Below are 26154 nucleotides of genomic sequence, written 5' to 3'. Positions count from 1 at the left end.
AGTACAATAATTCGGAATGATCAAAAGTTTCCGACACAAAGGTTTGCAACGGTTTTTTGAAACAGGCAGCAAAGCTGGAATTCAAGCAACCCATGCCACCAAGCTTCGCCTTCAGTTAGCAGCACTTGATCAGGCAACAAGTCCAGAAGACCTGTCTGCACCGTCATGGGCCCTACACCCGTTGAAGGGCGACCTGAAAAAGCATTGGGCCGTGACAGTGAATGGCAATTGGCGCATGGTGTTCACGTTTGAAGGTACGGATGCTGTGCTGGTTGACTACATGGATTACCACTGAGGTAGATATGACAAGAATGCATAACCCGCCCCACCCAGGCGAAGTCCTTCGGGAATATTTGGGTGACATCACTGTGACTGAAGCAGCATCAAAACTGAACGTCAATCGCGTCACGCTGTCACGCGTGATCTCTGGCAGCTCTGGCATATCCGCTGATATGGCGTACCGTCTAGGCAGCGCATTTGGCACAAGCCCTGAACTGTGGGCAGGTATGCAACTTCAGTACGACTTGTACATGGCCAGCAAAATGAAGCGCCCTAAGATTCAAAGGTTGGCACTGGCCGCTTAAACGTGTGGGGTTTGAATCAAACCCCGATGTAGCGATGCCACAAACTGTGGTCCGCCTCTAGCGCAGCAGACGCGCCCTGCCACACCACCTGCCCACGTTCGATGATGGTGTGCTGGTCGGCCAGCTTGACCAGCTTTTGCACATACTTGTCGATCACCAAAATGCTTTGGCCTTGACCGCGCAAGGTGTGCAGGCAGCGCCAAATGTCTTCACGCACCAGCGGAGCTAAACCTTCTGTGGCTTCGTCCAATACCAACAAGTGTGGATTGGTCATCAGGGCGCGGCCAATGGCCAGCATTTGTTGTTCACCGCCCGAAAGCTGGTTGCCCATGTGGCGATGGCGTTCAGCCAAACGTGGGAACAAGGCATACACACGCTCTAGCGCCCACGGGTGGGTGCTGCTGTTGCGGTTGGCCGCAAAGGCCAACAGGTTTTCTTGCACGGAGAGCGTCGGGAAAATTTGTCGACCTTCGGGCACCACCGCCAGCCCCATACGTGCAATACGGTCTGGGCTGTAGCCTTCGACACGTTCGCCACAAAAACGCACCGTGCCAGACAACGCAGGCGTGAGGCCCAAGATGGAACGCACCGTCGTGGTTTTACCCATGCCATTGCGGCCCAGCAAAGTAGACACGCCACCCACTTCAATGCTGAGGCTGATGCCAAACAACACTTGGCTGCTGCCGTAGCCGCTGTGCAAGTCGTGAACTTCTAACAAGGCGCTCATGGTTTATTCGTCGCCTAGGTAAGCGCGCTTCACAGCCGCATCGTTTTTAATTTTCTCTGCCGTGCCACACGCAATGACTTGGCCCGACACCAACACCGAGATGGTGTCGGCCAAGCGAAACACCGCATCCATGTCATGCTCGACCAGCAGCAGCGTGGTGTCACCACGCAAGCTTTGCAGCAGTTGCACCATGCGCTCAGATTCATCAGGGCCCATGCCAGCCATAGGCTCGTCGAGCAGCATCAACTTAGGACTTGTGGCCAAAGCCAAGCCCACTTCCAACTGGCGTTGCTCGCCGTGCGACAGCGCACCTGCGGACTGCATGAGCTGCGCTTGCAATCCCACACGCTCGGCCACCTCGGCGGCGCGTGCATAACGCGCATGCTCGCTGCGTGCGGCACGCCAAAACTTGAAGCTAGTTTCCACAGCTTGCGAATTGCCCGCTTGGATAGCCAACGCCAAGTTGTCCTGCACAGTGAGGCGCGTGAACACACTGGTAATTTGATAAGACCGCACCAAGCCCAAATGCGCACGCTGGTGCATGGCCGTGTGTGTGAGGTCTGCCCCATCAAACACAATGCGACCTTCATCGGGCGCTAACGCACCCGAGATTTGATGAATGAGCGTGGTCTTACCCGCGCCGTTGGGGCCAATGAGCGCATGAATTTCACCGCGCTGCACTTGCAGCGTGGCGTGGTCGGTTGCGGCCAAACCGCCAAAGCGTTTGACCAAGTTATCTACGTGCAGCAAAGGCGCGCTCATGGCGTGTCCTTTCGCTGCAGGCGTTGCAACACACTGGTCAAACCGTTGGGGGCCAGCAGCACAACCAGTAGCAACAAAGCACCTAAGCCCAGTTGCCAATGGATGGTGAAGTGGCTCAAGGTTTCTTCCAGCAGCAAGAACACCACTGCGCCCCACACACCGCCATACAAATGACCCACGCCACCCAAGATGACCATCATCATCAACAAGCCCGATTGGCTCCACTGCATGAGCGCGGGGCTGACAAAGCCACCTTGGTTGGCCAGCAGCGCACCGGCCAAACCAGCCAACGCACCCGCCATCACAAACGCCGCCAGCTTGTAGCGGTACACCGCATAGCCCAGCGCTTGCATGCGCACTTCGTTTTCACGAATGGCTTGCAGCACGTGGCCAAAGCGTGCGTTCAACACACGGGCCACGGCGTAGATGGAAGCCACACACACAGCGAGCACCACGTAATAAAACGAGGTCTCGTCATTGATGTCCACCAACGGAATTTGCGAACGAGTGGCCAACGACAACCCATCGTCACCGCCATAGGCTTTGATGGAAATGGTGAGGTAGTAAATCATCTGGGCAAACGCCAGCGTGATCATGATGAAGTACACGCCTTGCGTGCGTAGGCTGATCGCGCCAATCAGCAAAGCAAACAAAGCACTCACCACCATCGCCGCTGGCCACAACACCCACGCGTCGGTGATGCCCATTTGTGTGAGCATGGCGACGCTGTACGCGCCCACGCCCACAAACGCGGCATGGCCAAAGCTGACCATGCCACCAAAACCCAAAATGAAATTGAGGCTGGTCGCGGCCAACGCAAAAATCAAAATGCGACTGGCCAAGGCAATGTAAAAACCTTCGCCCACTGCATTGGCAATGAATGGCAAAGCCAATAGCAGCAGCAACGCAGGCACGCTCCAGCGCCACTGCAAAGAGTGGTCTAAAGATGTGGAGCGAGGTGAATGGGCCATGGGAAATTTGTTGTGCTGTGTATTGCTAAGTCGTGCGTTGCTTAACCGTGTGTCGGAAACAACCCGCGCGGCTTGAAGAACAACACCGTGGCCATGAGCATGTAAATCAAGATAGATGCCACAGCGGGGCCTGCACTGGATGCAGCCTCGGCACTGAGCAGCGAGTCAAACACCATGGGCACCAAGGTGCGCCCTGCGGTGTCGACCACGCCCACCAACATCGCGCCCAAGAACGCGCCGCGTATCGAGCCAATGCCACCGATGACGATGACCACAAACGCCAAAATCAAAATGCTCTCCCCCATGCCCACTTGCACGGCCAACAGCGGGCCCAGCATGCCACCTGCAATGGCGCACAGCGCAGCACCCACACCAAACACCGCTGTGAACAAACGCGTCACGTTGCTGCCCATGGCCAAGGCCATTTCGCGGTTGGCCGCGCCTGCACGCACTTGCATGCCCACGCGTGTGCGCGTGATGAGCACATACAAAAACAAAGCCACGGCCAAACCCACGCCGATGATGAACAAGCGATACGCGGGATAGAAAAATCCGCTCACCAACTCCACAGGGCCGCTGAGCGCCGCCGGAGGGTTGAGCGTGATGGGCTGTGCGCCCCAAATCAAGCGCACGGTTTCGTTGCACATCAAGAGAATGGCAAACGTGCCCAGCACTTGTGAGAGGTGGTCGCGCTCATACAGGCGACGCAGGATAGTCACTTCAAGTAACACACCAAACAGCGCAGCACCGGCCACACCTGCGCCCAGCCCCAGCCAAAAAGAATCGGTGGCCGCAGCCACCGTGGCAATCAGGTAGGCGCCCACCATGTAGAGCGAGCCATGCGCGAGGTTGATCATGTCCATGATGCCGAACACGAGCGTCAAGCCCGCGGCCAGCAAGAACAACATCAACCCAAACTGCAAGCCGTTGAGCGATTGCTCGAACAGCAAAATACCATCCATCAAAACGCCTTAGCTGGGCATCTTGCAGCTGGCTGCATACGCATCCGCATGGGCTTTGAACACGGGGCTCAAGGTGCGGTTGGTCACGCGGCCTTTGGCGTCTTTGGTGATGACGCGCAAGTAGTAGTCTTGAATCGGGAAATGGTTCTTGTTGAACTTGAAGGCACCACGCACCGAATCAAACTTGGCAGCCTCCAACGCTTTGCGCACGGCTGCTTTGTCTTCCAAGTTGCCTTTGCTGTCACGCACGGCGGCTTCGATCAAGCGTGCAGCGTCGTAGCCTTGGGCTGCGTACAGCGTGGGCAAGCGGCCATAGGCCTTTTCAAACTCGGCCACAAACTTTTTGTTGGCCGCGTTGTCCATGTCGTGACCCCACTGCGAGGTGTTGAACATGCCGAGCATGGGTTCACCCACCGCTTTGATCACGTCTTCATCGCCTGAGAAGCCGGGGCCAAACAAGGTGATGTCTTTCGACAAACCAGCGCCCACAAACTGCTTGATGAAGTTGATACCCATGCCGCCGGGCAAGAAGATGTACACCGCATCAGGCTTGGTGGCGCGCAACTTGGAAAGCTCGGTGCCGTAATCGAGTTGGTTCAAAGCGGTGTAGGTCTCTGACGCCACTTCGCCTTTGAAGAAACGCTTGAAGCCAGCAATCGCGTCTTTGCCTGCAGGGTAGTTAGGCGCAATCAATGCGACCTTCTTAAACCCCTTGTCTGTCACCACTTTGCCCACGGCTTCGTGCATGTTGTCGTTTTGGTAGGACGCGCTGAAGAAGTAGGGGTTGCACTGCTCGCCCGCGTATTGCGAGGGGCCAGCGTTGGCGCTGATGTAAAAGGTTTTCGATTGAAAGGTGGGCGCACCCACCGCCAGCATGACGTTGGAGAACACGATGCCGGTCATGAAGTCGACTTTGTCGCGCTTGACCAAACGATCTGCGGTTTGGCGACCCACATCGGGGCTGGCTTGGTCATCGGCCACGATGACGTCCACGGCCTTACCGCTGAACTTGCCACCCGAGAGCTTGACCGCGAGCTGGAAGCCGTCACGGATGTCCACGCCCAAACCCGCGCCGGGGCCTGACAAGGTGCTGAGCAAACCGACCTTCACAGTCGCGTCGTTTTGCGCAAAACCAGATGCGCAAGCCAAGCCCAAACTCAGGGCAATCAAAGAACGGCGAAAAGCGTGCATGAACAAGTCTCCAAAAATGAGGGTTAGATTTTAAAACCAGCGGGGTGCGCTAACTGACCGCCCGCTGTCACGGACACAGCGCAGTATTTGAGCTCGGGAATCTTGCCAAAGGGGTCCAGCGCGGGATTGGTCAGCAAGTTGGCCGCGGCTTCTTGGTAGGCGAAGGGGATGAACACCGCGCCTTGTGGCGTACCCTCGTCCAAACGCACACGCAGGCTCACTTGGCCGCGCCGCGATGCCACGGTCATGACATCACCCGCTTGCACACCCAAGGCTTGCAAGTCGGCGCTGCACATCGAGGCCGTGGCTGTGGGTTCAATCGCATCCAGAACCGCGGCGCGACGCGTCATGCTGCCGGTGTGCCAATGCTCGAGTTGACGACCGGTGATGAGGACAAACGGGTACTGCGCGTCGGGTTGTTCGTTGGCCGAGATCAACCCTGCAGGCACCAAGTGCACGCGGCCATCGTCGGTGGCGAAGTGATGTTTGAACACCGTGGGCTCGCCCGGGTCGTCCTCGGAGTGGCAGGGGTAGGTCACGCTGCTTTCGCGTTGCAAGCGTTCCCATGTGATGCCGCCGATGGCCGCATGCATGGCTTGACGCATTTCGTCATACACCTCGGCCACCCCATGGTGCTCGCCTGCGTAGTGCCAACTCAGGCCCATGCGTTGTGCGATTTGCTGAATGATCCACAAGTCAGCACGCGCATCACCCGGTGGGTCAATGGCTTGCAAGCCGAGCTGGACCATGCGGTCGGTGTTGCTGACCGTGCCTGTTTTTTCGGGCCATGCCGTGGCGGGCAGCACCACATCGGCCAGCCACGCGGTTTCGGTCATGAAGATGTCTTGCACCACCAAGTGCTCTAGCGACGCCAGCGCATGACGCGCATGGTTGAGGTTGGGGTCGCTCATGGCGGGGTTCTCGCCCATGATGTACATGCCGCGGATCTTGTGTGGGTCGGTCTCGTCGGCCAATATCTTGCCCATGATTTCCACCACGGTGTAGCCGGGCTTGTCGTCAAGCGGTGTGTCCCAAAACTTTTCAAACCACGCATGCGCATCGGCGTTGATCACGCGTTGGTAGTTGGGAAACATCATGGGAATGAGGCCCGCGTCACTCGCGCCCTGCACGTTGTTTTGGCCGCGCAGGGGGTGCAGGCCCGAGCCGGGCTTGCCCACTTGGCCGGTGATGGACGACAAGGCAATCAGGCAGCGCACGTTGTCGGTGCCGTGCACGTGTTGGCTCACGCCCATGCCCCACAAAATCATGGCACTTTTGGCGGTGGCGTAGGCACGCGCCACGTCGCGCAAGGTGTGTGCGTCAATGCCGCAAATCGGGGCCATGGCCTCGGGGCTGAAGTTTTTGACGTTGGCTTTGAGCGCGTCGTAGTTGTTGGCACGGTCACGAATGAACGCCTCATCCACCAAGCCTTCTTCAATGATGACGTGCAGCATGGCGTTGAGCATGGCCACATCGGTGTCGGCCTTGAAGTGCAAGGTACGCCACGCGTGTTTGCCAAGGTCTGTGCCGCGCGGGTCGGCCACCACAATCTTGGCGCCACGCTTGGCTGCGTTCTTCATCCACGTGGCCGCCACAGGATGGTTGGATGTGGGGTTAGAGCCGATGACGAAGATGAAGTCTGAGTGCTCGACATCGTTCACTTGGTTGGTCACCGAGCCCGAGCCCACGCCCTCTAACAACCCCGCCACGCTAGACGCATGGCACAAGCGTGTGCAGTGGTCCACGTTGTTAGACCCAAAACCTGTGCGCACCAATTTTTGGAACAAATACGCTTCTTCGTTGCTGCCTTTGGCCGAGCCAAAACCGGCCAGCGCTTTTTTGCCATGCGTGTCGCGCACGTGTTTGAGTTGGAATGCGGCCAGGTCTAGGGCTTCTACCCACGTGGCTTCACGAAACACCTGCGACCAATCGGAGGCGTTGATGTTGAGCGCGTTCAACGCGTCTGGGTCTTTGGGCACGCTCGCTTTGCGAATCAGCGGCACCGTCAGCCGTTGTGGGTTGTGGATGTAGTCAAACCCGAAACGGCCTTTGACGCACAAACGGCTGTGGTTGGCCGGGCCGTCGCGCCCGTCGACGCTGACGATGTGGTTGTCCTTCACGTTGTAGGTCAGCAAGCAACCCACACCGCAAAACGGACACACCGAATCCACTTTTTGATCGACCACTTGCGAGCCAATTTGTGTTTTGGGCATCAACGCGCCCGTCGGGCACGCCTGCACGCACTCGCCGCAAGCCACGCAGCTGCTCAACCCCATCGGGTCGTTCAAATCAAACACGATTTGCGCCTGCGCGCCACGGTGCGCGTAGCCAATCACATCGTTGACCTGCTCTTCACGGCAGGCACGCACACAGCGGTTGCACTGAATACAAGCATCCAAATTCACTGCCATCGCCGGGTGGGACACATCACACGCGGGTTGTTCGCGACGCAGTGCACGCAATGCAGGTCGCACGGTGACACCCATGCGAGAAGCCCAGTCACTCAACTCACCATGTTGACCAACAGCGCCGCCATCGCTAGCACCTGCTGCGATGGGGGATGCGCCGGGTGACGATTTTGGCTCGCCGCATAAGGAGCCTGGCGTATCCTCCGTCGCAACAGCGAGAGAAGAAGCATCGTTCCACTTGTACCCAACATCAGGCATATCCGATAGTAGCATTTCAAGAACCATCTTCTGGCTCTTGATAGCGCGGTCACTCACCAACACCTCCAGCCCCGCCGTCGCCGTGCGACAGCAGCTAGGTGCCAAAGTGCGCTCGCCTTTGATCTCGACCACACACGCGCGGCAGTTGCCATCGGCACGCAAACCGTCGGTGTAGCAGAGGTGCGGAATGTCAACGCCATTGCGTTGTGCGGCTTTGAGGATGCTCTCGCCTTCATACGCTTGAACCGATTGGTCGTTGAGTTTGAATTCAATCATTCAAGCCACCTCGTGTGGAAAATAGGTTTGCACACAACGCACGGGGTTGGGCGCAGCTTGACCGAGGCCACAAATGGATGCGTCCACCATCACTTCGTTCAAGTCTTCTAGCGTGGCGTTGTCCCAGGTGGGCGCTTGCATCAGCTGCACCGCTTTAACAGTGCCCACGCGGCAGGGTGTGCATTGGCCACAGCTCTCGTGTGCAAAAAACGCCATGGCATTGAGCGCTGCATCACGCGCGGTGTCGTGCTGGCTCAGCACCACCACGGCAGCGGAGCCAATGAAGCAACCGTGTGCTTGCAGCGTGTCAAAGTCCAAAGGAATTTGGTTGAGCCGCGCAGGCAAGATGCCCCCCGATGCCCCGCCCGGCAAATAGGCATAGAGCGTGTGGCCCTCCAACATGCCTCCGCAATACTCGTCAATCAAGGCCTGCACCGTGATGCCCGCCGGTGCAAGCTTGACACCCGGCTGTTTGACGCGGCCACTCACACTGAAGCTGCGTAAACCCACGCGACCATTGGCACCAAAGCTGGTGAACCACTGTGAGCCTTTTTGCACGATGTCACGCACCCAATAGAGCGTTTCAAAGTTGTGTTCGAGGGTGGGTTTGCCAAACAAACCCACTTGCGCAATGTAAGGCGGGCGCATGCGTGGCTCGCCGCGCTTGCCTTCGATGCTTTCAATCATGGCGGACTCTTCGCCACACACATACGCACCCGCGCCACGGCGCAATTCGATGTGTGGCAGCGGGCAAGGTGGGTTAGCTTGCAAAGCAGCCAGCTCGTGTTGCAGCAACGCGCGGCAGCCGTGGTATTCATCGCGCAGGTAGATGTAGATGGCCTCTATGCCCACCACTTGCGCAGCCACCAGCATGCCTTCTAAAAACCGATGCGGGTCACGCTCTAAATACGTGCGGTCTTTGAAAGTACCAGGCTCACCCTCGTCAATGTTGACAGCCATCACGCGCGGTGCGGTTTGCTCGCGCACGATGCGCCATTTGCGCCCTGCCGGAAAGCCCGCCCCACCCAAGCCACGCAGACCCGAGGCCTCCATGGCTTGCAACACATCCTCTGTTTGGGCTGTGCCCTTTGACAGCGAGGCAGCCAAGGCATAGCCACCATCGGCCAGATAGGCGGCCATGTCCACATAGTCGGGCAAAGCTTGTTGGGTGTGACCGGCTTGCACCGCAGCCTTCACTTTGTCGGGCGTGGCGTGCGGCACAGCGTTCTGGTGCACCACGGCCACAGGGGCTTGTTCGCAACGGCCCACGCAAGGCGCACGGATGACGCGCACCTCTGCACCCAAGAGGGCGGGCAACTTGGCCAGCAGCTGTTTGGCACCGCCCATCTCGCAGCTCAGGCCATCGCACACGCGCACCGTCAAGGCCGCCTGCGTGGCGTCATTGGGCAACACCTCGAAGTGGTGATAGAACGTGGCCACCTCAAACACCTCGGCCATGGGCAGCTTCATCTCATGCGCCAAGGCCACCAAGTGGCGCTCAAACAAACCACGGTAAGCGTCGTTCAGCGCATGCAAATGCTCGATCAACAAATCGCGTCGCTCAAACGCATGCACCAAGGACCGCACCTCTTGCAGCGACTGCACATCGGGCTGTCGCCCTTTGAGGTGGCTGATGCGGCGAAGCGTGTCTCGCATCTGGTCAACGGTGCTGAGCGTGTGTGTGGCGGACTGAGTCATGTGAGCTTGTGAACGGATTCCATTGGCTTTGATTCTCAGTCAAATCCACCTGAATAAGCTGTCACGTTGGCTCTATGATTCCTCCTCATGAAATTCATGACTTGGCCCGTTCCCGCCCTGCTTGCTTGGGGTTCGTCTTGGCTCATCTTCAAAGGCCTGCAACTGGTCGGTTTGAGCGAAGCCATTGCCTTCATCGTCGCCACGTGTTTGGGTGGTTTTTTAAGTGCGCTGGCACACACCCCCATGCGTAAAGCCTTGATCGTGTTGGGTTTTCCGCTCTCCATGGCTGCGTCTTCGTCTACCCTGAACGTGCCGCCGATTGGTTGGTTGTTCTTGTTGGGCTTAATTGTTTTGGTTTACCCACGCAAAGCATGGCGCGATGCGCCCTTGTTCCCCACGCCTAAAAAAGCACTGCGCGAATTGCAGCAACACATCGTGCTGCCCGCGGGCGCACGCATTTTGGACGCAGGCAGTGGCATGGGTGATGGTTTGTTGGCGCTGCGCGATGCGTTCCCGCGTGCCGAACTTCACGGCGTCGAAATGAGCTGGCCGTTGCGCGTGCTCAGCGCCATGCGCTGCTCGTTTGCGCGCATTCGCCAAGGCGATATTTGGCTGGTGGATTGGCGCAGCTTTGACATGGTCTACCTGTTTCAACGCCCTGAGAGCATGCCCCGCGCCGTCGAAAAAGCAGAAGCCGAATTGCGCCGTGGCGCTTGGCTGGTGAGCTTAGAGTTTGAAGCGCGAGAGCTGATTCCCAGCGCCATCCTCACCTGCCGCGATGGCCGCCCGGTGTGGATGTACCAAGTGCCGTTTAACCGACGCGGCTGACCAAGAGTTTGTCGATGCGGCGGCCATCGAGGTCGAGCACTTCAAAACGCCACTCACCAAAAGCCACCACATCAGCCACGGCGGGCAGCTCACCCGAAATGGCCATGACCAAACCGGCCACCGTGTTGTAAATGCCACGGTCTTCATCGGGCAATTCTTTGATGGTCAAACGCGCTTTGAATTCGCTCACTGGCATCAAGCCATCGACCAACCAAGAACCGTCTTCGCGCTGCTTGGCCCACGCTTCATCGGTGGGCGTGGCTTGCAGCAGTTCACCCGTGATGGCTTCTAGCAAATCGCGTGGCGTGAGCAAGCCATGCACCACGCCATACTCGTCCACCACCAGCACCATGCGGCCGTGTGCTGTGGCGCGTTCGGCGGGTTTGCGGAATTGCTCCAGCAAATCCAAACCACTCAAAGTTTCAGGAATAAAAGCCACAGGCTTGGCCAAAGCCTCGACCGTCATGTCGGTGCCGGGTGGCAAACGCAAGAGCTGAGACACACTGACCGCGCCCACCACATTGTCTAAGTCACCACGGCACACGGGATACCACGAGTGCGCGCCGCTGGCACCCACTTGCGCCAAGGCTTGGGGCACGGGCAGCTTGGCATCGAGCCACTCAATGTCAGAGCGGTGCACCATGATGGAGGTGAGCGGACGGTCATCGAGGTTGAACACGTTTTGCACCATTTGGTGTTCGTGCTGTTCGATCACACCGGCGTCTACGCCTTCGACCAAGCTGGCCGAAATTTCTTCTTCCGTCACCGTGCGGGCACCATGCACATCAATGCGCAGCAACTTCAACATACCGCTGGTGCTGGCAGACAGCAAATGCACAAAGGGCTTGGCCAAAGTGGCCAAGGCCAACATCACGGGGGCAGCCACACGCGCCACCGACTCGGGAAACAACTGACCAATGCGCTTGGGCACCAACTCGCCAAACAAAATGGTGCTGAAGGTGATGAGGGTCACCACAAACGCCGTGGCCAAACCTGAGGCGAGGTTTTCAGGCACGCCTTGGGCCAACAGCCAATACGAAAAATCATCACTGAAGGCGGCCTCACCCACGATGCCGTTGAGCACGCCAATGGAGGTGATGCCAATTTGCACCGTAGACAAAAACTGTGTGGGCTGCGCCATCAAACGCAGCGCGGCTTGCGCACCACTGTCGCCCGTCTCGGCCAACGCCGCCAAGCGTGCTTTGCGGCTGGAGGCCAAAGCCATCTCAGACATGGCAAACACGCCATTGAGCAGCGTTAAGAAAACAATCAGTAAAACATCCATCACAATCTCCTACATGGCACTTTACTTGATTGGCGACGTGCAAGGCTGTGACGAAGCCTTAGAACGTTTGTTAACCCACCTCGCGTTCTCCCCCAGCCGCGACACACTCTATTTACTGGGCGACTTGGTCAACCGTGGCCCCAACAACGTGGGCGTGCTGCGGCGTTTGATGGCGCTCGGCAGCAGCGCGCAATGTTTGTTGGGCAACCACGATTTGCATGTGCTGGCTGTGTCACGCGGCGTGCGCCAACCCAACAAGCAAGACACCATTCAAGACATCTTGACCGCGCACGACAGCCACGAGTTGTTGCACTGGCTGCGCCACCAAAACATGGCCATGCAAGTGGGCCAAGTGCTGATGGTGCATGCGGGCGTGCTGCCGCAATGGACAGCGGCGCACACCATGGCACTGGCTGGAGAAGTAGAGGCCGTGCTGCGCAGCGACGACTGGGTGCACTTCATGCCGCAGATGTATGGCGGCCTGCCGAATGTGTGGCGTGATGACCTAGAGGGCGCAGACCGCTTGCGCGTGATCGTCAACGCCCTCACCCGCTTGCGCTTTTGCGATGCGCAAGGCGCGATGGATTTCAGCGTGAAAGAAGGTGCAGACAAAGCGCCTGCGCATTTGATGCCGTGGTTTGATGTGCCTGGCCGATTGACCGCTGATGTGCGGATGGCCTTTGGCCATTGGTCTACCGTGCACATTGAAGACCGCCCAGACGTGGTGTGCCTAGACGATGGGTGTGTGTGGGGTGGGTGCTTGAGTGCGGCGAAGCTGGAAGCCAAAGACACGCATTTGAGCGTGGCTGATGCACCTGCGTGGCAGCGAGTCGGCGTGAAGTGCCCGCAGACGATGGATCCGTTGGCCTAGCCAAGTAGTCTGGCCGCCATTGCCCCATAGGCCATTTCAAACCCCAAATACGTCCATGCGCAACTTTTCATAGATAGTCATTCCCGGTTTTATTAATTTCGACAGAGTATTACGTGCGAATGCTGGGGCATCATTACCAACCTGCGTTAACGACAATATTTTCTTAGCCTCAACATAGATTGCGCCTGCAGCCTTCTTAATGTCATCCGCAGGATGACCCTGACTCTTTACGCTATCAATCGCAACGTTCTTGGCTGCGATCAAATCTGCCGCCTTCTCGGGTTTCCCCAACGATATGCAGAGGGCAGTCAACACCTCATCGTCATAAAGGTAGGCCTCTAGATGCCGTAGGCTCAGAACGGTAATGCCCTCATTCTTGAAGGCTAGTACATCATTTGGAGCGTGGTCGTCTAAGTCAATCAGACGGATGATTTTCATGCCCGATGCGAGCTTCGGCAGCACAGTGGCAAGCCCAATGAAATCGTTCTGCACTTCTTTCGAGTTACCGGCAGAAATGAAAGTGGCGTCGGGAATTTCGTTGCCGAAGATCGATCCGTAAATGCGCGCATCGTGCTCTGCGTTCTTCCCTGGCACCGCACCCGTAGGATTGCCTTCGCAGATGATCACTTGCTTCGGAGCTACTAGTGAGGATAGATCGTCAAGTGCGATGTGCATCACTCCTTGCCAAAAGGCTCGAGTCGGTTTGCTTGGCGAGAGCGTAACTACATGGTCGAAGTCATGACCACTGAAATCTATAAAGGCTACCGTGGCCGGGTCGGCATCGTACATTTCACGCGCCTTACGCATCATCCCAATCGAGTGGGATGCAATCCAGAGCTGAGAGTTGCCTGGAAGTAGGCTAACGAGTTCGCCCAAGAGCGCACCCTGCAGCCGCGTATTCATGTGGTTTTCCGGTTCGTCGATACAGTAAATTGTGTCCATATAACTGCGCCGCTTGACTACGAAATCAAGTATCAGATCAAAGGAAGCCTTCTCACCTCCAGAAAGATTTTTATAGTCGAAGCCCTTCGAAGTACCCTTATCGAATTGGAAAGTACCATTGTCTAGAGGGTTACCGATACCGGTGAAAGTTAGATCCGGGAATAACCGCTTAAGCGGCTCTTGGACCTCGCCGATCAGCTTTTCGCGGTAATCGCCCATGGTCGTTGTAACCGCTTCGTTAACGAATACATCCTCCATTGCTTGGGAGGCAAGTCGCTGGTAATTATTGCTAACCGTTGCGTCTGGCTCGATCAGCCGGCTCAAGGTAATGTTGTCTAGGATGGCACCCTGACGTTTAAGAGTACTGGTACTGAATTCATGGTCATTCCTGTACGCACTGCGCACGTAAAGGCTGCCACGAGTAAATTTACCTTTGGCGTCGGCGTCAGTAGCAAGGGAGATTCTGGAGCTTAGGCCACTTGCATTTTGCTGAGGCCGATCGTAGTAGTTGGTATCGTTATTCCATCCGGACGATGTGTCCATACGGTATTTCAAAAGTAAAGCATCGAAGAGGGAGGACTTGCCTGAGCCATTGGGACCAGCAAGAATGACCAATTTGGCACTGGCTGGAATGTCGCTGATAGTGAGATCAAAAAATTTGCGGAACTGTTTGATTTGGCAATTGAGCAGATGCATGGGGGACTTATTTGGAGTGAGAACAAAAATTAGAGCAAGTAAATCGGTAAATGACTAGGTAGCAATGAACCCTCACCCACAACATCACGTAGCCAACTCACCTAATTAACACTCTGCAAGTTTTAATACATTTTAAGTAAATAACTTCTATCTTCAGCGTCTAAATTCCATAGAAAAGTATCCGCAGGTTTGGGTCAATGTCAGCCATCTGATCGGCTGTACGGTAGCCCCCCACTCCCTTCACATAAGCCAACAACTCCACAAAAAACGGATGGCTGCAAAGCGTGGACGAATCGCCCACCAGCAATAGCTTGCACCGTGCGCGGGTCATGCCCACGTTCATGCGGCGGATGTCAGACAGAAAGCCGATCTCGCCTTGGGGGTTGCTGCGCGTCAATGTGATGGCAATGATGTCGCGCTCTTGGCCCTGAAACGAATCGACGGTGCCCACGCTGAGCCTGCGTTGCAGCAGCAAACCATTCAGCACTTCGGTGTCTTCGATGGCGTCTTTTAAATAGTTGATTTGGGCGCGGTACGGTGCAATCACGCCAATGGTCAGCGGGCGCTGGTCTGGGTCGGTGGGCTCCCCCAGCGCCAGCAGCTGAGCCAGGCGCTCCAGCAGCAAGTGGGCTTCTTCGGGGTTGGCGGTTGAACGGCTTTCGGGAATGGCCACTTCTTGATAACCGCAGCCCGCCGTGTCGATGAATTCCACTGGCAGGTCGGGTGCAAAACGCAGGTCATAAGCCTCTAGGCCAGCGTGGCGCACGCTGGCGTGCGGCACCAGTTGGCCGCCATAAAACTTCTCGGAGCTGAAGCCCATGATGTGCTCGTGCATACGGTATTGCGTGGTGAGCATGCGGGCCGTGTTGGGTTGGCGCTGGATGCACTTTTCAAACAGGGTTTCGCGCAGGCCTTCGCGGGCGGCTTGTTCACTTTTCACAGTGGGCGGCAGTTGGAGGTGATCGCCCGCCAACACAATGCGCTGGCCCTTGGCAATGGGTATCCAGCAACCCGGCTCCAAGGCTTGGGCGGCTTCGTCGATAAAGACTGTCTCAAAGCTCAGGTGACGCATGTGGCGATGGCTGGCACCCACCAGCGTGCAAGTGATGACCTGCACCGATTCGAGCACGTCCTCGGTCATGAAGCGCTCTAAGTCGTCGGCGGATTGGCGCAGCGTACGCGCTTCTTCACGCAGCCATTGGCGGTGCTGTCGCTCCTCAAAACCAAAATGGCGAACGTGTTCGTTAGCCGTGTCTCGGTGCTGCTCAGCGGTTTGGCGCATCGCGTGCATCTTGGCGTAGCTGGGGTGGGCCATCACACCAGCATCAAGAGTGTGCTGAAGCAGCAGCTCCGACACGCGGCTGGGGTTGCCCATGCGGATCACGTTCACACCGCGCTCGGCCAGCTTTTCGGTCAGCAAGTCCACGGCGGTGTTGGAGGGGGCGCACACCAGCACGCGCCGCTCACGCCGGATGGTTTCCAAAATGGCTTGGACCAGCGTGGTGGTTTTGCCCGTGCCGGGCGGGCCGTGGATGATGGCCACGTCTTGCGCCGAGATCACATGGCGCACCGCCACCAGCTGCGAGTCGTTAAGCGCACTGGGGTAAAACAAGTCGTCGGCTTGGGGCTCGCGATAGCTGGCTTGCCTCACGCCCAGCAGCACGTCGCGCAGTTCGGCCAAGCGGTTGCCGTGTGCGACCATGACCGCGCTCATGGCTTGGTTCATCTCGCGGTAACTAACCTCGTCAAACGTCAGGTCAATGCCGAGGGTGCTGCCGTTGAGGGTGCTGCCGTCCAGCACCCAGTCGGGCAGCGCTTCTTTGGTGGTGGTCAGCACCAGCTTGTTGCGCCGCACGCTGGTGACAACACCGCTGAGCGTGGGCCTGTCAGATTCCTTATGGCCTGACGATTGGCCTGCTGCATTGCTGAACAGCGAAGCGTTCTTGCCCACCTGAAACAAATGCAGGTCTTGCCGATGCGCTGGGCGCTCTAGCTCCAACACCACCTTGCCACCAAAACCAATGTCTTCTTGGGTGATGGTGACGGGGTACCAAGTCAGGCCACGCCGACGGCGCTCTTTGATGCTGGCACTGGCATTTTTGAGTTTGAACTGCGCTTGATCTTCCTTTTGCTCCAATTGCATGAGGGCACGCACATGGCGTAACTCATGTTGAACATCACGTTGAACAGTGTGTTGAACAGCGCAAGGGGTAGCGGGGGTCGGGTCTTGGTCAGCCAAAGGGAATGGGAAAGGGAGCGATACGGTGCAATCACGCCGCTGCTGATCGGGGCGTGTTGTCGTTTTCCGCAATCAGAACTTGGGCAGAGATACCCAAGCCTTTGTTCAAGTTTCGGATCATGCGCAGCGTCAGCGGGCGTTTGTGGTTGAGCACTTCATACACACGGTTGGGCTGGCCGATCATGGGCTCCAGATCTTTCACCGACAGCCCTGCTTGGTCCATGCGGAACTTGATGGCTTCCACCGGATCTGGCAAATCAATCGGGTAGTGCTTGCGCTCATAGGCCTCAATCAAGGTAGAGAGCACATCCAAGCGTTCGCCTTCTGGCGTGTCAGGCGATGGATCTTGATCCACCAGTGTTGACACCACGCGCAGTGCTGCACGGTAGTCTTTCTCTGTACGGATAGGTGTGATTTCCATGATGTTCTCCTTAACGCTCACGACTGATCCACTATGGCCGCATCGACTTTGTCGTACTCGGCATGGGTGCCTACAAACTTGATGTAGGCAATTTGCATGCGATAGGCAAAGGCGACGATGAGCCGATATTTGTTACCTGCAATGTTGAACACGATCCGGTTGTTGCCAACAATGCTGGCGTTTCCGTATTGAGCTTTCACATCGCCTGGGGACTTCCATTCGGCGCGACATGCCTCACCGTACCAAGTTTTCAAAGGCTCTTCTGAATCTGTACGCCCAGATTTTTCCCAAAATGTCTTGAGAGTGGATACGGCAATGACACGCATGACGGTATTTTAGTCCCAAATTGGGACTGATGTCTTGACTGTGAATGGGTCGCTTTGGGTTGTGCCCATGAGTGCGGCCACATCGCCTTGCGTGAGGCCCGCTTGCCTGCGAGCTGCAATCAGTTCACGAGCCAGCTCAAACTCGGGCGCTTGTGCGTCGTAGGCTTGGCGAACGGCAGAGTTGGTCAGCAGTTTTGCTTTCACGTCTTTTAGGCTTTTCATGTCGATTCCTCCAAGCGTTTCAATGCGGTTTCTATCGCGTAGGAAAGAAATAGCGGTTGCCACAATTCTAAACAACTGTATAGAATTACAGTTTTTATGGGAGCCGTATGAAGAAAATCACCACCCCAAACGATCCCACACACCACATCGCGGTATTCCAGGAAACCACCATTCGCCGTGTCTGGCACAACGCGGAATGGTGGTTTTCCGTGGTGGATGTTTGCGCCACCTTGACCGCTAGCCCAGATGCCGGTGCCTATTGGCGCAAACTCAAACAGCGGCTCAATGCAGAGGGTGGCCAACCCGTGACGTTTTGTCATGGGTTGAAACTAACGGCCTCAGACGGCAAACAGCGCGAAACGGATTGCGCTAACACCGAAGGCCTGTTCCGCATCATCCAGGCCATCCCCTCACCCAAGGCCGAGCCTTTCAAACGCTGGCTGGCACAAGTGGGTTACGAGCGTGTCAAAGAAATAGAAAACCCCGAAATTGCCCGCGCTACCTTTGGCGTGACGCCCGGCGAACACAGCCAGCTTAAGGGCCTGGATGTGGTGAATACTGGCAACAACCTGCGCGACCACATGACCGACCTAGAGTTGATCTTCACCATGCTGGGCGAAGCCAGCACCACCGAGATCGCCCGCCGCAGCGACGCACAGGGTTTTGATGAGAACCGCACCTCCGCCAAAGAGGGCGGCAAGATTGCCGGTAACGCCCGCAAAGCGCTAGAGGCCAAGACGGGCAAGAAAGTGGTGAGTAAAACCAACTACTTGGCCGCGCCAAGCACACCCGATTTGCTTGCTGACATGACGCCCGCACAACCAGCGAAGCCAAAAACACGTATTCGCAAAAAGCCGGCCAAGAGAGAGTAGGGCGCGGAAATAGTGCGCCACCTTAGGCTGAATGCGCTGAGCAGTGGCTGGTGGACCAAAAAAAACGCGCCATTTTTGGCGCGTTTTCTTTTAAGTAGTCGACTTGAACAAAGCCGCCATCACCCGCTTGGGTTTGATGTTGGCCGACTTGCGCAATGGGTCGGGTGCGGCAGGTGCTGCTGCCTCTGCGCTGCGCACAGGCGCTTCGTAGGGTTTGTCAAAGAACGGGTCGTTCTTGATGCGCGGTGCGGGCACGTAGCCCACTTCGCGGCTGCGGCGGCTGTCTTGCTCGCGGGGGCGTGCATCGCGTGAGGCATAGCCTTCACGGGGACGGCTGAACTCGCGGCGCTCACCACCAGCGGACGATTCGCTGCGCATGTCACCACGCTGTTCGCGAGAATCATTGCGTGAATCATTGCGAGGCTCACGTCGCTCGCGCGAACGGTCTTGCTCGACGCTCACGGTTTCTAGCGTGATCTTGGTTTTGAGCAATTTTTCAATGTCGCCCACCAAGCGTTGGTCGCTGCCCGACACAAAGCTGATGGCGTGGCCCAAAGCACCGGCGCGGCCTGTGCGGCCAATGCGGTGCACATAGTCTTCGGCGTTGAAGGGGATGTCAAAGTTGAACACGGCTGGCACATCTTTGATGTCCAAGCCGCGTGCGGCCACATCGGTACAGACGAGCAAATCGACTTCGCCTTTTTTGAAGCCTTCGAGGGCTTTCAGGCGTTCGTCTTGGCTCTTGTCGCCGTGCAAAGCGCTGGTGCGAAAACCATCGCGCTCCAACGAGCGGGCCAAACGGGCGCAGCCGAGCTTGCTGTTGCAAAACACAAAGGCTTGCTTCATGCCGTTGGCTTTGATGAGGTGGCGCAAGGCGTTGTATTTGTCGTCCACGCTCACGCTGTAGAACTGCTGCGTGATGGTGGCTGCAGTCTCGTTAGGACGCGCCACTTCGATGGTGACGGGGTTTTGCAAATAGCTGCCAGCCAAGCGTTTGATCTCTGTCGAGAACGTGGCTGAGAACAACAGCGTGGTGCGCTGCTTGGGCAAGTGGCTCAAGATGCGTTGCAAATCGGGCAAGAAGCCGATGTCCAACATGCGGTCGGCTTCGTCGAGCACCACATATTCAACTTGGTTCAACACCACGTTCTTGGCTTCGATGTGATCGAGCAAACGACCGGGCGTGGCCACCAAGACCTCGACGCCTTTTTTCAGCTCGAGGGTTTGGGGCTTCATGTCCATGCCGCCAAACACCACCATGCTGCGCAGGTTGGTGTGCACAGCGTACTGTTTGATTTGCTGGGCCACTTGGTCGGCCAGCTCGCGGGTGGGCAACAGCACCAGTGCGCGCACGGGGTGGCGTGCTGGCGAGGTGGAGCTGTTTTCGTGTTTGAGCAAACGTTGCAGCAAAGGCAGCGAGAACGCGGCCGTTTTACCGGTGCCGGTTTGCGCGGCGCCCATCACGTCTTGGCCAGTCAGAACCACGGGAATGGCCTGGGCTTGGATGGGGGTCATGGATTCGTAGCCCATTTCGGCTACGGCACGTGCCAGCGCGGGGGCCAGCTGCAAATTAGAAAAAGAGGTCGTCATGTCTGGGGCATATTGTCGCATTGTGGGCGGGTGCGGCCAAAACCAGGGTTTTGCCCCGCTGCCGAGGCCTGATGCGACTCGCTCAGGGCTGTGTGTGACCGTCTTGCTTGAGCTTGGCCGCTAGCGCACTCAGGGTCTTGTACACCTCGCCAGCAGGCGCGCTCCAATCCTTCACCACCGCCCCTTGCGCCTGCACCACCGCTGTGTCGCCACGGGCGGCTGGGCCAGTCAACGCCTGCGCGGGCCCCATAGCCAACACGTTGTCGACTGTGCTTTTGAGCAAGGCCTCGGTCAATGGGCGCATCAGCTCGGGCGGCACACCGGCGCTGCGCCAAGCGTCTTGCGCGATGCCTTGCAACACCACGGTGAAGTTGCTGCTGAACACCGCTGCTGCGTGGTACAGCGGTTTGTCGGCACTGGCAATCTCAAAGCAGCGCCCGCCAATGGCGGTGAGCGCGGTGTGCAACCAAGCCAGAGCGGGCGCATCGCCCTCTAGCCCGCACGGCGTGCCTGCAAACTGGCGCACGCCCGTGTGGGGAGAAGCAAAGTTGAGCACGGGGTGCGCACTGGCCACATGGCAGCCCAAAGCCTGCAAGGGCTGCAGCACGGCAGCACTTAAAAAACCACTGTTATGAAAAACGATAGCGCCTTTTAGATAGGCCCCCTGCGCCTCGGCCAAAGCCTGCGCGGCCACAGCCACTTGAGCATCGGGCACGCTGAGCAGCCACACATCGGCGGCACGCATCTGAGCCAGCTCCGTGGCAGCCGCTCCCGAGCCAACAAGCTGCACCGCTTGCTCGGCACTGCTGAAGCTGCGGGAATACAGGTCTTGCACCTGCACTTGGGCGTGCTGATGTAACAAGGCCGCGAGGGTTTGACCCACGCGGCCACAGCCGATGACGTTGAATGTCTTCAATTAGGTCTTGGGCAGTGTGACGCCCACTTGGCCTTGGTACTTACCGCCACGGTCTTTGTAGCTGGTTTCGCACACATCGTCTTTGTCGCTCTCAAAGAACAACACTTGGGCACAGCCCTCGCCTGCGTAAATCTTGGCGGGCAGCGGTGTGGTGTTGGAGAACTCCAAGGTCACATAGCCTTCCCACTCGGGCTCAAACGGCGTGACGTTGACGATGATGCCGCAGCGGGCATAAGTGCTCTTGCCCAAACACACGGTCAACACGTTGCGAGGAATACGGAAGTACTCCATCGTGCGGGCCAGCGCAAAGCTGTTGGGCGGGATGATGCAGACATCAGATTCGATGTCCACAAAGCTCTTGGGATCAAAGTTTTTGGGGTCCACCACCGTGCTGTAGATGTTGGTGAACACCTTGAACTCGGGCGCGCAGCGGATGTCGTAGCCGTAGCTACTGGTGCCGTAGCTCACGATTTTTTCGCCAGCGGCGTTCTGACGAATCTGGCCTGGCTCGAAGGGCTCGATCATGCCGTGCTCTTGCGCCATACGGCGGATCCATTTGTCTGATTTGATACTCATGGCGTCATTTTAGAGGGGTTAGTGATCGCCCTCGGCGAAGCGCTCAAAACACAGCTTGAGCTCATGGATCCACTTTTGACGTTGGGCTTCGGTCACAAAGCTGGCCTCAAAACTGTTGCGTGCCAACACATAGGCGTGCTGGGCGGTGAGGCCCGCAGCTTCAAAGGTTTGCACAAAGTTGTCGTTGATGTAGCCGCCAAAGTAGGCGGGGTCATCTGAATTGATGGTCACACACAAGCCCGCGTCTAGGAGCTGGCCAATGTTGTGATCTTTCAAATCAGGGAACACGCACAGCTTTTGGTTGGACAAGGGGCACACCGTCAGTGGCGTGCGGTCTTTGGCCAAACGCGCCATCAACGCGGCATCGTGCACGGCTTGCACGCCGTGGTCGATGCGTTCGACGCGCAGCACATCCAAGGCGCTCCACATGTAGGCAGGGGGCCCCTCTTCGCCTGCGTGGGCCACAAGGTGCAAGCCATGCGCATGCGCTAAGGCGAACACATTTTTAAATTTCTCGGGTGGGTGACCCACTTCACTAGAGTCCAAACCCACGCCAATGAACTTGTCTTTGAAGGGCAACGCCTCTTGGAAAGTATGCAAGGCAGCCTCTTCGCTCAAGTGGCGCAAGAAACACAAGATGAGCTGCGCACTCACACCTAACTGAGTCTGGGCATCCGCACACGCTCGGTGCAAGCCGTTGATGACCGTGGCCATGGGCACACCGCGTTCGGTGTGGGTTTGCGGGTCAAAGAAGATTTCGGTATGCACCACGTGGTCTGCTGCTGCGCGTTGCAGGTAGGCCCAGGCCATGTCATAAAAGTCTTGCTCGTGCAGCAGCACGCTTGCACCTGCGTAGTAAATGTCGAGGAAGCTTTGCAGGTTGGTAAAGGCATAGGCCGCCCGCAAGGCTTCGACATTGGCGTAAGGCAGCTTTACGCCATTGCGCTCGGCCAGCGCAAAGATGAGTTCAGGCTCTAACGAGCCTTCGATGTGAATGTGCAACTCAGCCTTGGGCATTTCGCGCAAGAGCTTGGGCAAATTGACGGTGGCAACAGCGTGAACTTTGAACATGGCAGTCTCCTAACAAGACTTCATGCTACCCAAGTTTTTAGTGCGCTGAACGAATCAGGTTGCGCACCACGGGATAAATTTGCGCATCCCAGCGCTTGCCATTGAACACCCCATAGTGGCCCACGCCCGATTGCAAATGGTGCGTTTTTCGATACGCGGGCAACATGCTGCACAAATCTTGCGCAGCCAAAGTTTGGCCCATGCCGCAGATGTCATCACGCTCGCCCTCGACGGTGAGCAAAAAGGTTTTGCGAATGGCCTGCAAATTCAAAGGACGGCCACGGTAAGTCATCTTGCCGGTGGGCAAGGTGTGCTCTTGAAACACTTGTTTGACGGTCTCTAAATAAAACGGGCCCGACAGATCCATGATGGCGAAATACTCTTTGTAGAAATCGCGAATCACGTCGGCTTTTTCGTCCTCACCATTCACGCGGTGTTCATAAAGTGATTTGAACGATTGACGATGGCGATCCATGTTCATATTCAAAAACGCCATCAGCTGCATGAAGCCTGGGTACACGCGACGCCCCACGCCCTTGAAGTGCAGCGGCACCATGCCGATCAAATTGGCTTCAAACCATTCAATCGGTTTGCTCATGGCCAGCTCATTCACCCCCGTGGGGTTCACACGTGTGTCGATGGGGCCGGCCATCAAGGTCAGCGAAGCAGGTTGGCAATCGCTGCGGTCTTCGGCCAACACGGCCGTGGCCGCCAAGCACGCAACCGTGGGCTGACACACACCCATCAAATGCGCATTGGGCCCAAGGTGCTGCATGAACCAAATGATGTGTTCGACGTACTCGTCTAAACCAAACTCACCCTCGCTCATCGGAATGTCACGGATGTTGCGCCAGTCCGTCACATACACCTCGTGGTCTTGCACCAACGTCTGCACGGTGCCACGCAACAAGGTGGCGAAGTGCCCCGACATAGGCGCCACGAGCAACAGCTTGGGCAAGTCTTTCGCGTCTTCGCGGCAAAAGCGAACCAAGTCGCAATACGGCGTTCTAAAACTTGTGGTCTCCATCACAGGCACGCGTTGACCTTGGGTGTTCAACACGCTCGCAATGTTGAAAGAAGGCCGCGTGTGCGTGAAGCCCAGCAAAGCCACCTGTTCGTAATACGCAGCCATGCGTTGTAAAGGCGTGATGCGCTTGTCATCAAACCAATTCAAACTGATCTCGCGCGCATGTTCGGCAAATTTTCGAATCGGGTCTGACACATCGGCCACCGTTTGGTAGTTGTGATAAATCATCGCAGCGTCTCCACGCCTTGCAGCGTTGTCTTGATGCAATGAGAAGTGCAAGACGCGTGCCACGGGATGGCATATCTCTTGCAATGTGAGTTGCACCGCACACAGATGCACCAGAAGGCAACCATGGCCAAAACCACGCTCACACTCAGCAGCAAGAATTACTCGTCTTGGTCATTGCGAGGCTGGCTCATGGTCAAGCTTTCGGGCATTCCCTTCGAGGAAACACCCGTGTCCACCGACAACGTGGACGCACGTGCCGAGCTGTTGCTGCTCTCCCCTTCCATTCTTGTACCTTGCCTCAACCACGGCAGCGCGCGCGTGTGGGACACGCTGGCGATTGGCGAGTACCTCAACGAAATCGCACCAAAAGCAAACCTACTGCCCACCAACGCGGTGCACCGTGCACATTGCCGGTCCATTTGCGGCGAAATGCATTCGGGCTTTTCAGCCCTGCGTGCCTCGCTGCCCATGAACATCAAAGCCAAATTCAGCAAATTCAAAGTGTGGTCTAAAGCACAGCTCGACATTGACCGCGTGCTCTACATTTGGCGCGACTGCCTGTCTACTTACAAAGGTCCGTACTTATTTGGCAAGCAACCCACACTGGCCGACTGCATGTTTGCACCGGTGGTGACGCGCTTCATCACCTATGGCATTGCGCTCGACCCCGTGTGCGAAAAGTACTGCCAACACATTTTGTCGATGCCCGAGATGAAGGAGTGGATGGCAGCCGCAACTGCAGAGCCTGACGATATTGAAGAACTTGAAGTGGAGTTTTAACCATGAGTACCGCTGTTTCTAAAACCATTGCCTACGAGAGCAACACCGACTTCTCTCACGTCAAACCCGAAGATACCCAGTTTTTACCCGGTGGCTTGCGCGACTTCTTTGTGTATCGCGACCTCGGCGTCGCCGCTGCCACACGCGGCAAGGTGATTGCACACATCGCCAAAGCCAATATGCCACCCGACAACGGCACAGGCTGGCACTATCACGTGGCAGAGTTTCAGATCGTCATCATGCTCAAAGGCTGGGCGCGGTTTATGTACGGCGAAACACCCACGCTGGTGTCGGCGGGCGACTGCGTACATCAGCGCCCGGGCATCATCCATTACTTGTTCGACTACTCGCCTGACATGGAGTATTTGGAAATTGTGGGCCCTGCAGACTTTGAGTCCATCCCTGTCGAAGGGCCGTGTGCGGTACCTCAGATCACACCTTGGGTGAAGTAAAAAAAGACCACCCGAGGGTGGCCTTTTTTTGGGCATCACACTTGATTAGAAGTGGTATTCGGCGCGGACCATTGGGGTACGAGCAGTAGCGCCTTGACCAGCTTGGCTGCCTGAGACGACTGTTGCAGTAGTTGGGTTACCAAATTTATTTTTCCAATATTGGTACTCAACGCCAACTTTAAAAGTTTTAGCTTTAGAACCAACTGCGCCGCTCATGTCATACATAACTTGCATGTCAATATTGGTTTCAGCAGCTGTATCGCCACCAAATTCATTTTTACCTTTAGGTGCAATGTAGTTTGCAAAACCTTCAAATGACAAAGGTAACGAGGCAACGTTAAAGGGGATAGCCCAAGATGCGCTCAACATTGGATGTGCGTCATAGTGGTAGCGCTCAACGCCGTAATAAGCACTATTGAGGTAACTCCAGCCAGAAGGTGCATTGCTTTCCCACAATTGCAACAGACTCACATTCAAGAAACCAGCAGGCACATCAACCATCACTGTTGGGCCAAGAACTAACATCTCTTTTTTAGAGTTGTAGCCAGTATCAGTTTTTGTATTGAAGTCAAAGCCACCTGTAAAACCTAGGCCACGAACGCCTGTTGTCTTGAAAGACTTTCCAGTTACTTTTTCAAAGTCAACTGTATTGCGATACACCGCATAAACTTCGTGAGCACCTGTTTTTCCATCTTTAAAAGCTGGGTCTTTTTCGTTAGACAACAAAAGGTCGACATTGAAAAAGTTAGTGCCATAGGTATAGCCGCTAGCGTGAGTCAAACCAATGATATTTTTTGTAATCGCATTGTTTGAATCGTATGGTTCAGAAAAATTTGTACCATGACGCAAGCTAATAGACGTATCGCTCCACTCAGCAGCTTGCACGCCAACTGCAGCAACAGCTAATGCAACGAGAGCAATTTTCTTTTTCATTTTTAAGTTTCCTTCAAGGTTAAAAAAATAGGTATGCAAAAC

Annotated in this window: 26 protein-coding genes; 7 read left to right on the top strand and 19 right to left on the bottom strand. The window is 56.5% G+C overall.

The features are described 5' to 3' along the window. The first annotated feature begins 16 nt into the window (after positions 1 to 16). Both B9Z44_RS10740 and B9Z44_RS10735 read left to right on the top strand, forming a co-directional pair. Positions 17 to 295 (top strand): type II toxin-antitoxin system RelE/ParE family toxin, encoded by a 279-nt coding sequence (locus tag B9Z44_RS10740; protein ID WP_108359198.1) that lies wholly within the window; start codon positions 17 to 19, stop codon positions 293 to 295. A 7-nt stretch (positions 296 to 302) separates the two neighbouring features. After that, positions 303 to 584, top strand: coding sequence for a HigA family addiction module antitoxin (locus tag B9Z44_RS10735; protein WP_108359199.1), 282 nt, complete (start codon positions 303 to 305; stop codon positions 582 to 584). Positions 585 to 600: 16 nt separating this feature from the next. Here the strand turns inward: B9Z44_RS10735 and B9Z44_RS10730 are convergent, their stop codons facing one another. Genes B9Z44_RS10730 through B9Z44_RS10700 form a run of 7 tightly spaced genes read right to left on the bottom strand, consistent with a single transcriptional unit; the run spans position 601 to position 9837 of the window. Next, a complete protein-coding gene (locus tag B9Z44_RS10730; RefSeq protein ID WP_108402441.1) occupies positions 601 to 1311 on the bottom strand; it encodes an ABC transporter ATP-binding protein in 711 nt (236 codons plus the stop codon). 3 nt (positions 1312 to 1314) lie between these two features. Next, positions 1315 to 2073 (bottom strand): ABC transporter ATP-binding protein, encoded by a 759-nt coding sequence (locus B9Z44_RS10725; RefSeq protein ID WP_108402440.1) that lies wholly within the window; start codon positions 2071 to 2073, stop codon positions 1315 to 1317. Then, entirely contained in the window at positions 2070 to 3044 is a 975-nt protein-coding gene (locus B9Z44_RS10720) for a branched-chain amino acid ABC transporter permease (protein WP_108402439.1), read from the bottom strand. The genes B9Z44_RS10725 and B9Z44_RS10720 overlap by 4 nt, the downstream gene beginning before the upstream one ends. A 41-nt stretch (positions 3045 to 3085) precedes the next feature. Continuing rightward, complete coding sequence (locus tag B9Z44_RS10715) at positions 3086 to 4006, bottom strand: branched-chain amino acid ABC transporter permease (RefSeq protein WP_108402438.1); 921 nt, start codon at positions 4004 to 4006, stop codon at positions 3086 to 3088. Between the two features lie 9 nt (positions 4007 to 4015). After that, positions 4016 to 5197: an ABC transporter substrate-binding protein gene (locus B9Z44_RS10710; RefSeq protein WP_108402437.1), complete on the bottom strand. Its 1182-nt coding sequence runs from the start codon at positions 5195 to 5197 to the stop codon at positions 4016 to 4018. A 23-nt stretch (positions 5198 to 5220) separates the two neighbouring features. Next, the gene (fdhF, locus tag B9Z44_RS10705) at positions 5221 to 8139 is read right to left on the bottom strand and encodes a formate dehydrogenase subunit alpha (protein ID WP_108402436.1); all 2919 of its coding nucleotides are present in this window, start codon (positions 8137 to 8139) and stop codon (positions 5221 to 5223) included. Then, a complete protein-coding gene (locus B9Z44_RS10700; protein ID WP_245912809.1) occupies positions 8140 to 9837 on the bottom strand; it encodes an NADH-ubiquinone oxidoreductase-F iron-sulfur binding region domain-containing protein in 1698 nt (565 codons plus the stop codon). An 87-nt stretch (positions 9838 to 9924) separates the two neighbouring features. Here B9Z44_RS10700 and B9Z44_RS10695 point away from each other — a divergent pair, with 87 nt between their 5' ends. Continuing rightward, on the top strand, positions 9925 to 10665 hold the full coding sequence (locus B9Z44_RS10695; RefSeq protein ID WP_108402435.1) for a class I SAM-dependent methyltransferase: 741 nt from the start codon (positions 9925 to 9927) through the stop codon (positions 10663 to 10665). Here B9Z44_RS10695 and B9Z44_RS10690 read toward each other — a convergent pair. After that, on the bottom strand, positions 10649 to 11950 hold the full coding sequence (locus tag B9Z44_RS10690) for a hemolysin family protein (protein ID WP_108402434.1): 1302 nt from the start codon (positions 11948 to 11950) through the stop codon (positions 10649 to 10651). The genes B9Z44_RS10695 and B9Z44_RS10690 overlap by 17 nt on opposite strands. A 13-nt stretch (positions 11951 to 11963) precedes the next feature. On the opposite strand from B9Z44_RS10690, the gene B9Z44_RS10685 reads away from it, so the two are divergent. Then, on the top strand, positions 11964 to 12821 hold the full coding sequence (locus B9Z44_RS10685) for a symmetrical bis(5'-nucleosyl)-tetraphosphatase (protein WP_108402433.1): 858 nt from the start codon (positions 11964 to 11966) through the stop codon (positions 12819 to 12821). A gap of 36 nt (positions 12822 to 12857) precedes the next feature. Here the strand turns inward: B9Z44_RS10685 and B9Z44_RS10680 are convergent, their stop codons facing one another. The 5 genes from B9Z44_RS10680 to B9Z44_RS10660 form a co-directional block, all read right to left on the bottom strand. After that, complete coding sequence (locus B9Z44_RS10680) at positions 12858 to 14459, bottom strand: AAA family ATPase (RefSeq protein ID WP_108402432.1); 1602 nt, start codon at positions 14457 to 14459, stop codon at positions 12858 to 12860. A gap of 160 nt (positions 14460 to 14619) precedes the next feature. Then, positions 14620 to 16602 (bottom strand): AAA domain-containing protein, encoded by a 1983-nt coding sequence (locus B9Z44_RS10675; protein WP_245912808.1) that lies wholly within the window; start codon positions 16600 to 16602, stop codon positions 14620 to 14622. A gap of 127 nt (positions 16603 to 16729) precedes the next feature. Next, positions 16730 to 17119 carry a helix-turn-helix domain-containing protein gene (locus tag B9Z44_RS10670; protein ID WP_108402430.1) on the bottom strand — a complete coding sequence of 130 codons (390 nt, stop codon included), beginning with the start codon at positions 17117 to 17119 and terminating at the stop codon, positions 16730 to 16732. Positions 17120 to 17136: 17 nt separating this feature from the next. Beyond that, on the bottom strand, positions 17137 to 17445 hold the full coding sequence (locus B9Z44_RS10665; protein WP_108402429.1) for a type II toxin-antitoxin system HigB family toxin: 309 nt from the start codon (positions 17443 to 17445) through the stop codon (positions 17137 to 17139). Between the two features lie 9 nt (positions 17446 to 17454). Further along, entirely contained in the window at positions 17455 to 17667 is a 213-nt protein-coding gene (locus tag B9Z44_RS10660) for a helix-turn-helix domain-containing protein (protein ID WP_108402428.1), read from the bottom strand. 107 nt (positions 17668 to 17774) lie between these two features. Here B9Z44_RS10660 and B9Z44_RS10655 point away from each other — a divergent pair, with 107 nt between their 5' ends. Next, on the top strand, positions 17775 to 18539 hold the full coding sequence (locus B9Z44_RS10655) for a BRO-N domain-containing protein (RefSeq protein WP_108402427.1): 765 nt from the start codon (positions 17775 to 17777) through the stop codon (positions 18537 to 18539). A gap of 90 nt (positions 18540 to 18629) precedes the next feature. Here B9Z44_RS10655 and B9Z44_RS10650 read toward each other — a convergent pair whose 3' ends face one another. The 5 genes from B9Z44_RS10650 to B9Z44_RS10630 form a co-directional block, all read right to left on the bottom strand. Then, the gene (locus tag B9Z44_RS10650) at positions 18630 to 20129 is read right to left on the bottom strand and encodes a DEAD/DEAH box helicase (RefSeq protein ID WP_108402893.1); all 1500 of its coding nucleotides are present in this window, start codon (positions 20127 to 20129) and stop codon (positions 18630 to 18632) included. An 82-nt stretch (positions 20130 to 20211) separates the two neighbouring features. Continuing rightward, positions 20212 to 21045 (bottom strand): Rossmann-like and DUF2520 domain-containing protein, encoded by an 834-nt coding sequence (locus B9Z44_RS10645; protein WP_108402426.1) that lies wholly within the window; start codon positions 21043 to 21045, stop codon positions 20212 to 20214. Next, a complete protein-coding gene (gene dcd, locus B9Z44_RS10640; protein WP_100132599.1) occupies positions 21046 to 21621 on the bottom strand; it encodes a dCTP deaminase in 576 nt (191 codons plus the stop codon). It lies immediately after the preceding gene. A gap of 18 nt (positions 21622 to 21639) precedes the next feature. Beyond that, positions 21640 to 22692, bottom strand: a complete 1053-nt coding sequence (locus B9Z44_RS10635) for an adenosine deaminase (protein WP_108402425.1) — start codon at positions 22690 to 22692, stop codon at positions 21640 to 21642. A gap of 37 nt (positions 22693 to 22729) precedes the next feature. Then, positions 22730 to 23947, bottom strand: a complete 1218-nt coding sequence (locus tag B9Z44_RS10630) for a polyhydroxyalkanoate depolymerase (protein ID WP_108359356.1) — start codon at positions 23945 to 23947, stop codon at positions 22730 to 22732. Positions 23948 to 24070: 123 nt separating this feature from the next. Here B9Z44_RS10630 and B9Z44_RS10625 point away from each other — a divergent pair, with 123 nt between their 5' ends. Both B9Z44_RS10625 and B9Z44_RS10620 read left to right on the top strand, forming a co-directional pair. Further along, a complete protein-coding gene (locus B9Z44_RS10625) occupies positions 24071 to 24727 on the top strand; it encodes a glutathione S-transferase family protein (protein WP_108402892.1) in 657 nt (218 codons plus the stop codon). 2 nt (positions 24728 to 24729) lie between these two features. Then, entirely contained in the window at positions 24730 to 25179 is a 450-nt protein-coding gene (locus tag B9Z44_RS10620; protein ID WP_425437181.1) for a cupin domain-containing protein, read from the top strand. Positions 25180 to 25224: 45 nt separating this feature from the next. On the opposite strand, the gene B9Z44_RS10615 is transcribed toward B9Z44_RS10620, so the two are convergent. After that, the gene (locus tag B9Z44_RS10615; RefSeq protein ID WP_108402424.1) at positions 25225 to 26112 is read right to left on the bottom strand and encodes an outer envelope protein; all 888 of its coding nucleotides are present in this window, start codon (positions 26110 to 26112) and stop codon (positions 25225 to 25227) included. Positions 26113 to 26154: the final 42 nt, after the last annotated feature.

The sequence above is a fragment of the Limnohabitans curvus genome (assembly GCF_003063475.1).
In the GTDB taxonomy this organism is placed as follows: Bacteria; Pseudomonadota; Gammaproteobacteria; order Burkholderiales; family Burkholderiaceae_C; genus Limnohabitans; species Limnohabitans curvus.
The sequence above is the reverse complement of the archived record's forward strand: the minus strand, read 5'-3'. Positions and strand labels throughout refer to the sequence as shown.

Bases quoted from the DNA above. Each gene is read 5' to 3' on its own strand.
- B9Z44_RS10740 (WP_108359198.1), top strand. From the start codon at position 17: ATGATCAAAAGTTTCCGACACAAAGGTTTGCAACGGTTTTTTGAAACA.
- B9Z44_RS10735 (WP_108359199.1), top strand. From the start codon at position 303: ATGACAAGAATGCATAACCCGCCCCACCCAGGCGAAGTCCTTCGGGAA.
- B9Z44_RS10730 (WP_108402441.1), bottom strand. From the start codon at position 1,311: ATGAGCGCCTTGTTAGAAGTTCACGACTTGCACAGCGGCTACGGCAGC.
- B9Z44_RS10725 (WP_108402440.1), bottom strand. From the start codon at position 2,073: ATGAGCGCGCCTTTGCTGCACGTAGATAACTTGGTCAAACGCTTTGGC.
- B9Z44_RS10720 (WP_108402439.1), bottom strand. From the start codon at position 3,044: ATGGCCCATTCACCTCGCTCCACATCTTTAGACCACTCTTTGCAGTGG.
- B9Z44_RS10715 (WP_108402438.1), bottom strand. From the start codon at position 4,006: ATGGATGGTATTTTGCTGTTCGAGCAATCGCTCAACGGCTTGCAGTTT.
- B9Z44_RS10710 (WP_108402437.1), bottom strand. From the start codon at position 5,197: ATGCACGCTTTTCGCCGTTCTTTGATTGCCCTGAGTTTGGGCTTGGCT.
- fdhF (WP_108402436.1), bottom strand. From the start codon at position 8,139: ATGATTGAATTCAAACTCAACGACCAATCGGTTCAAGCGTATGAAGGC.
- B9Z44_RS10700 (WP_245912809.1), bottom strand. From the start codon at position 9,837: ATGACTCAGTCCGCCACACACACGCTCAGCACCGTTGACCAGATGCGA.
- B9Z44_RS10695 (WP_108402435.1), top strand. From the start codon at position 9,925: ATGAAATTCATGACTTGGCCCGTTCCCGCCCTGCTTGCTTGGGGTTCG.
- B9Z44_RS10690 (WP_108402434.1), bottom strand. From the start codon at position 11,950: ATGGATGTTTTACTGATTGTTTTCTTAACGCTGCTCAATGGCGTGTTT.
- B9Z44_RS10685 (WP_108402433.1), top strand. From the start codon at position 11,964: ATGGCACTTTACTTGATTGGCGACGTGCAAGGCTGTGACGAAGCCTTA.
- B9Z44_RS10680 (WP_108402432.1), bottom strand. From the start codon at position 14,459: ATGCATCTGCTCAATTGCCAAATCAAACAGTTCCGCAAATTTTTTGAT.
- B9Z44_RS10675 (WP_245912808.1), bottom strand. From the start codon at position 16,602: ATGCAATTGGAGCAAAAGGAAGATCAAGCGCAGTTCAAACTCAAAAAT.
- B9Z44_RS10670 (WP_108402430.1), bottom strand. From the start codon at position 17,119: ATGGAAATCACACCTATCCGTACAGAGAAAGACTACCGTGCAGCACTG.
- B9Z44_RS10665 (WP_108402429.1), bottom strand. From the start codon at position 17,445: ATGCGTGTCATTGCCGTATCCACTCTCAAGACATTTTGGGAAAAATCT.
- B9Z44_RS10660 (WP_108402428.1), bottom strand. From the start codon at position 17,667: ATGAAAAGCCTAAAAGACGTGAAAGCAAAACTGCTGACCAACTCTGCC.
- B9Z44_RS10655 (WP_108402427.1), top strand. From the start codon at position 17,775: ATGAAGAAAATCACCACCCCAAACGATCCCACACACCACATCGCGGTA.
- B9Z44_RS10650 (WP_108402893.1), bottom strand. From the start codon at position 20,129: ATGACGACCTCTTTTTCTAATTTGCAGCTGGCCCCCGCGCTGGCACGT.
- dcd (WP_100132599.1), bottom strand. From the start codon at position 21,621: ATGAGTATCAAATCAGACAAATGGATCCGCCGTATGGCGCAAGAGCAC.
- B9Z44_RS10635 (WP_108402425.1), bottom strand. From the start codon at position 22,692: ATGTTCAAAGTTCACGCTGTTGCCACCGTCAATTTGCCCAAGCTCTTG.
- B9Z44_RS10630 (WP_108359356.1), bottom strand. From the start codon at position 23,947: ATGATTTATCACAACTACCAAACGGTGGCCGATGTGTCAGACCCGATT.
- B9Z44_RS10625 (WP_108402892.1), top strand. From the start codon at position 24,071: ATGGCCAAAACCACGCTCACACTCAGCAGCAAGAATTACTCGTCTTGG.
- B9Z44_RS10620 (WP_425437181.1), top strand. From the start codon at position 24,730: ATGAGTACCGCTGTTTCTAAAACCATTGCCTACGAGAGCAACACCGAC.
- B9Z44_RS10615 (WP_108402424.1), bottom strand. From the start codon at position 26,112: ATGAAAAAGAAAATTGCTCTCGTTGCATTAGCTGTTGCTGCAGTTGGC.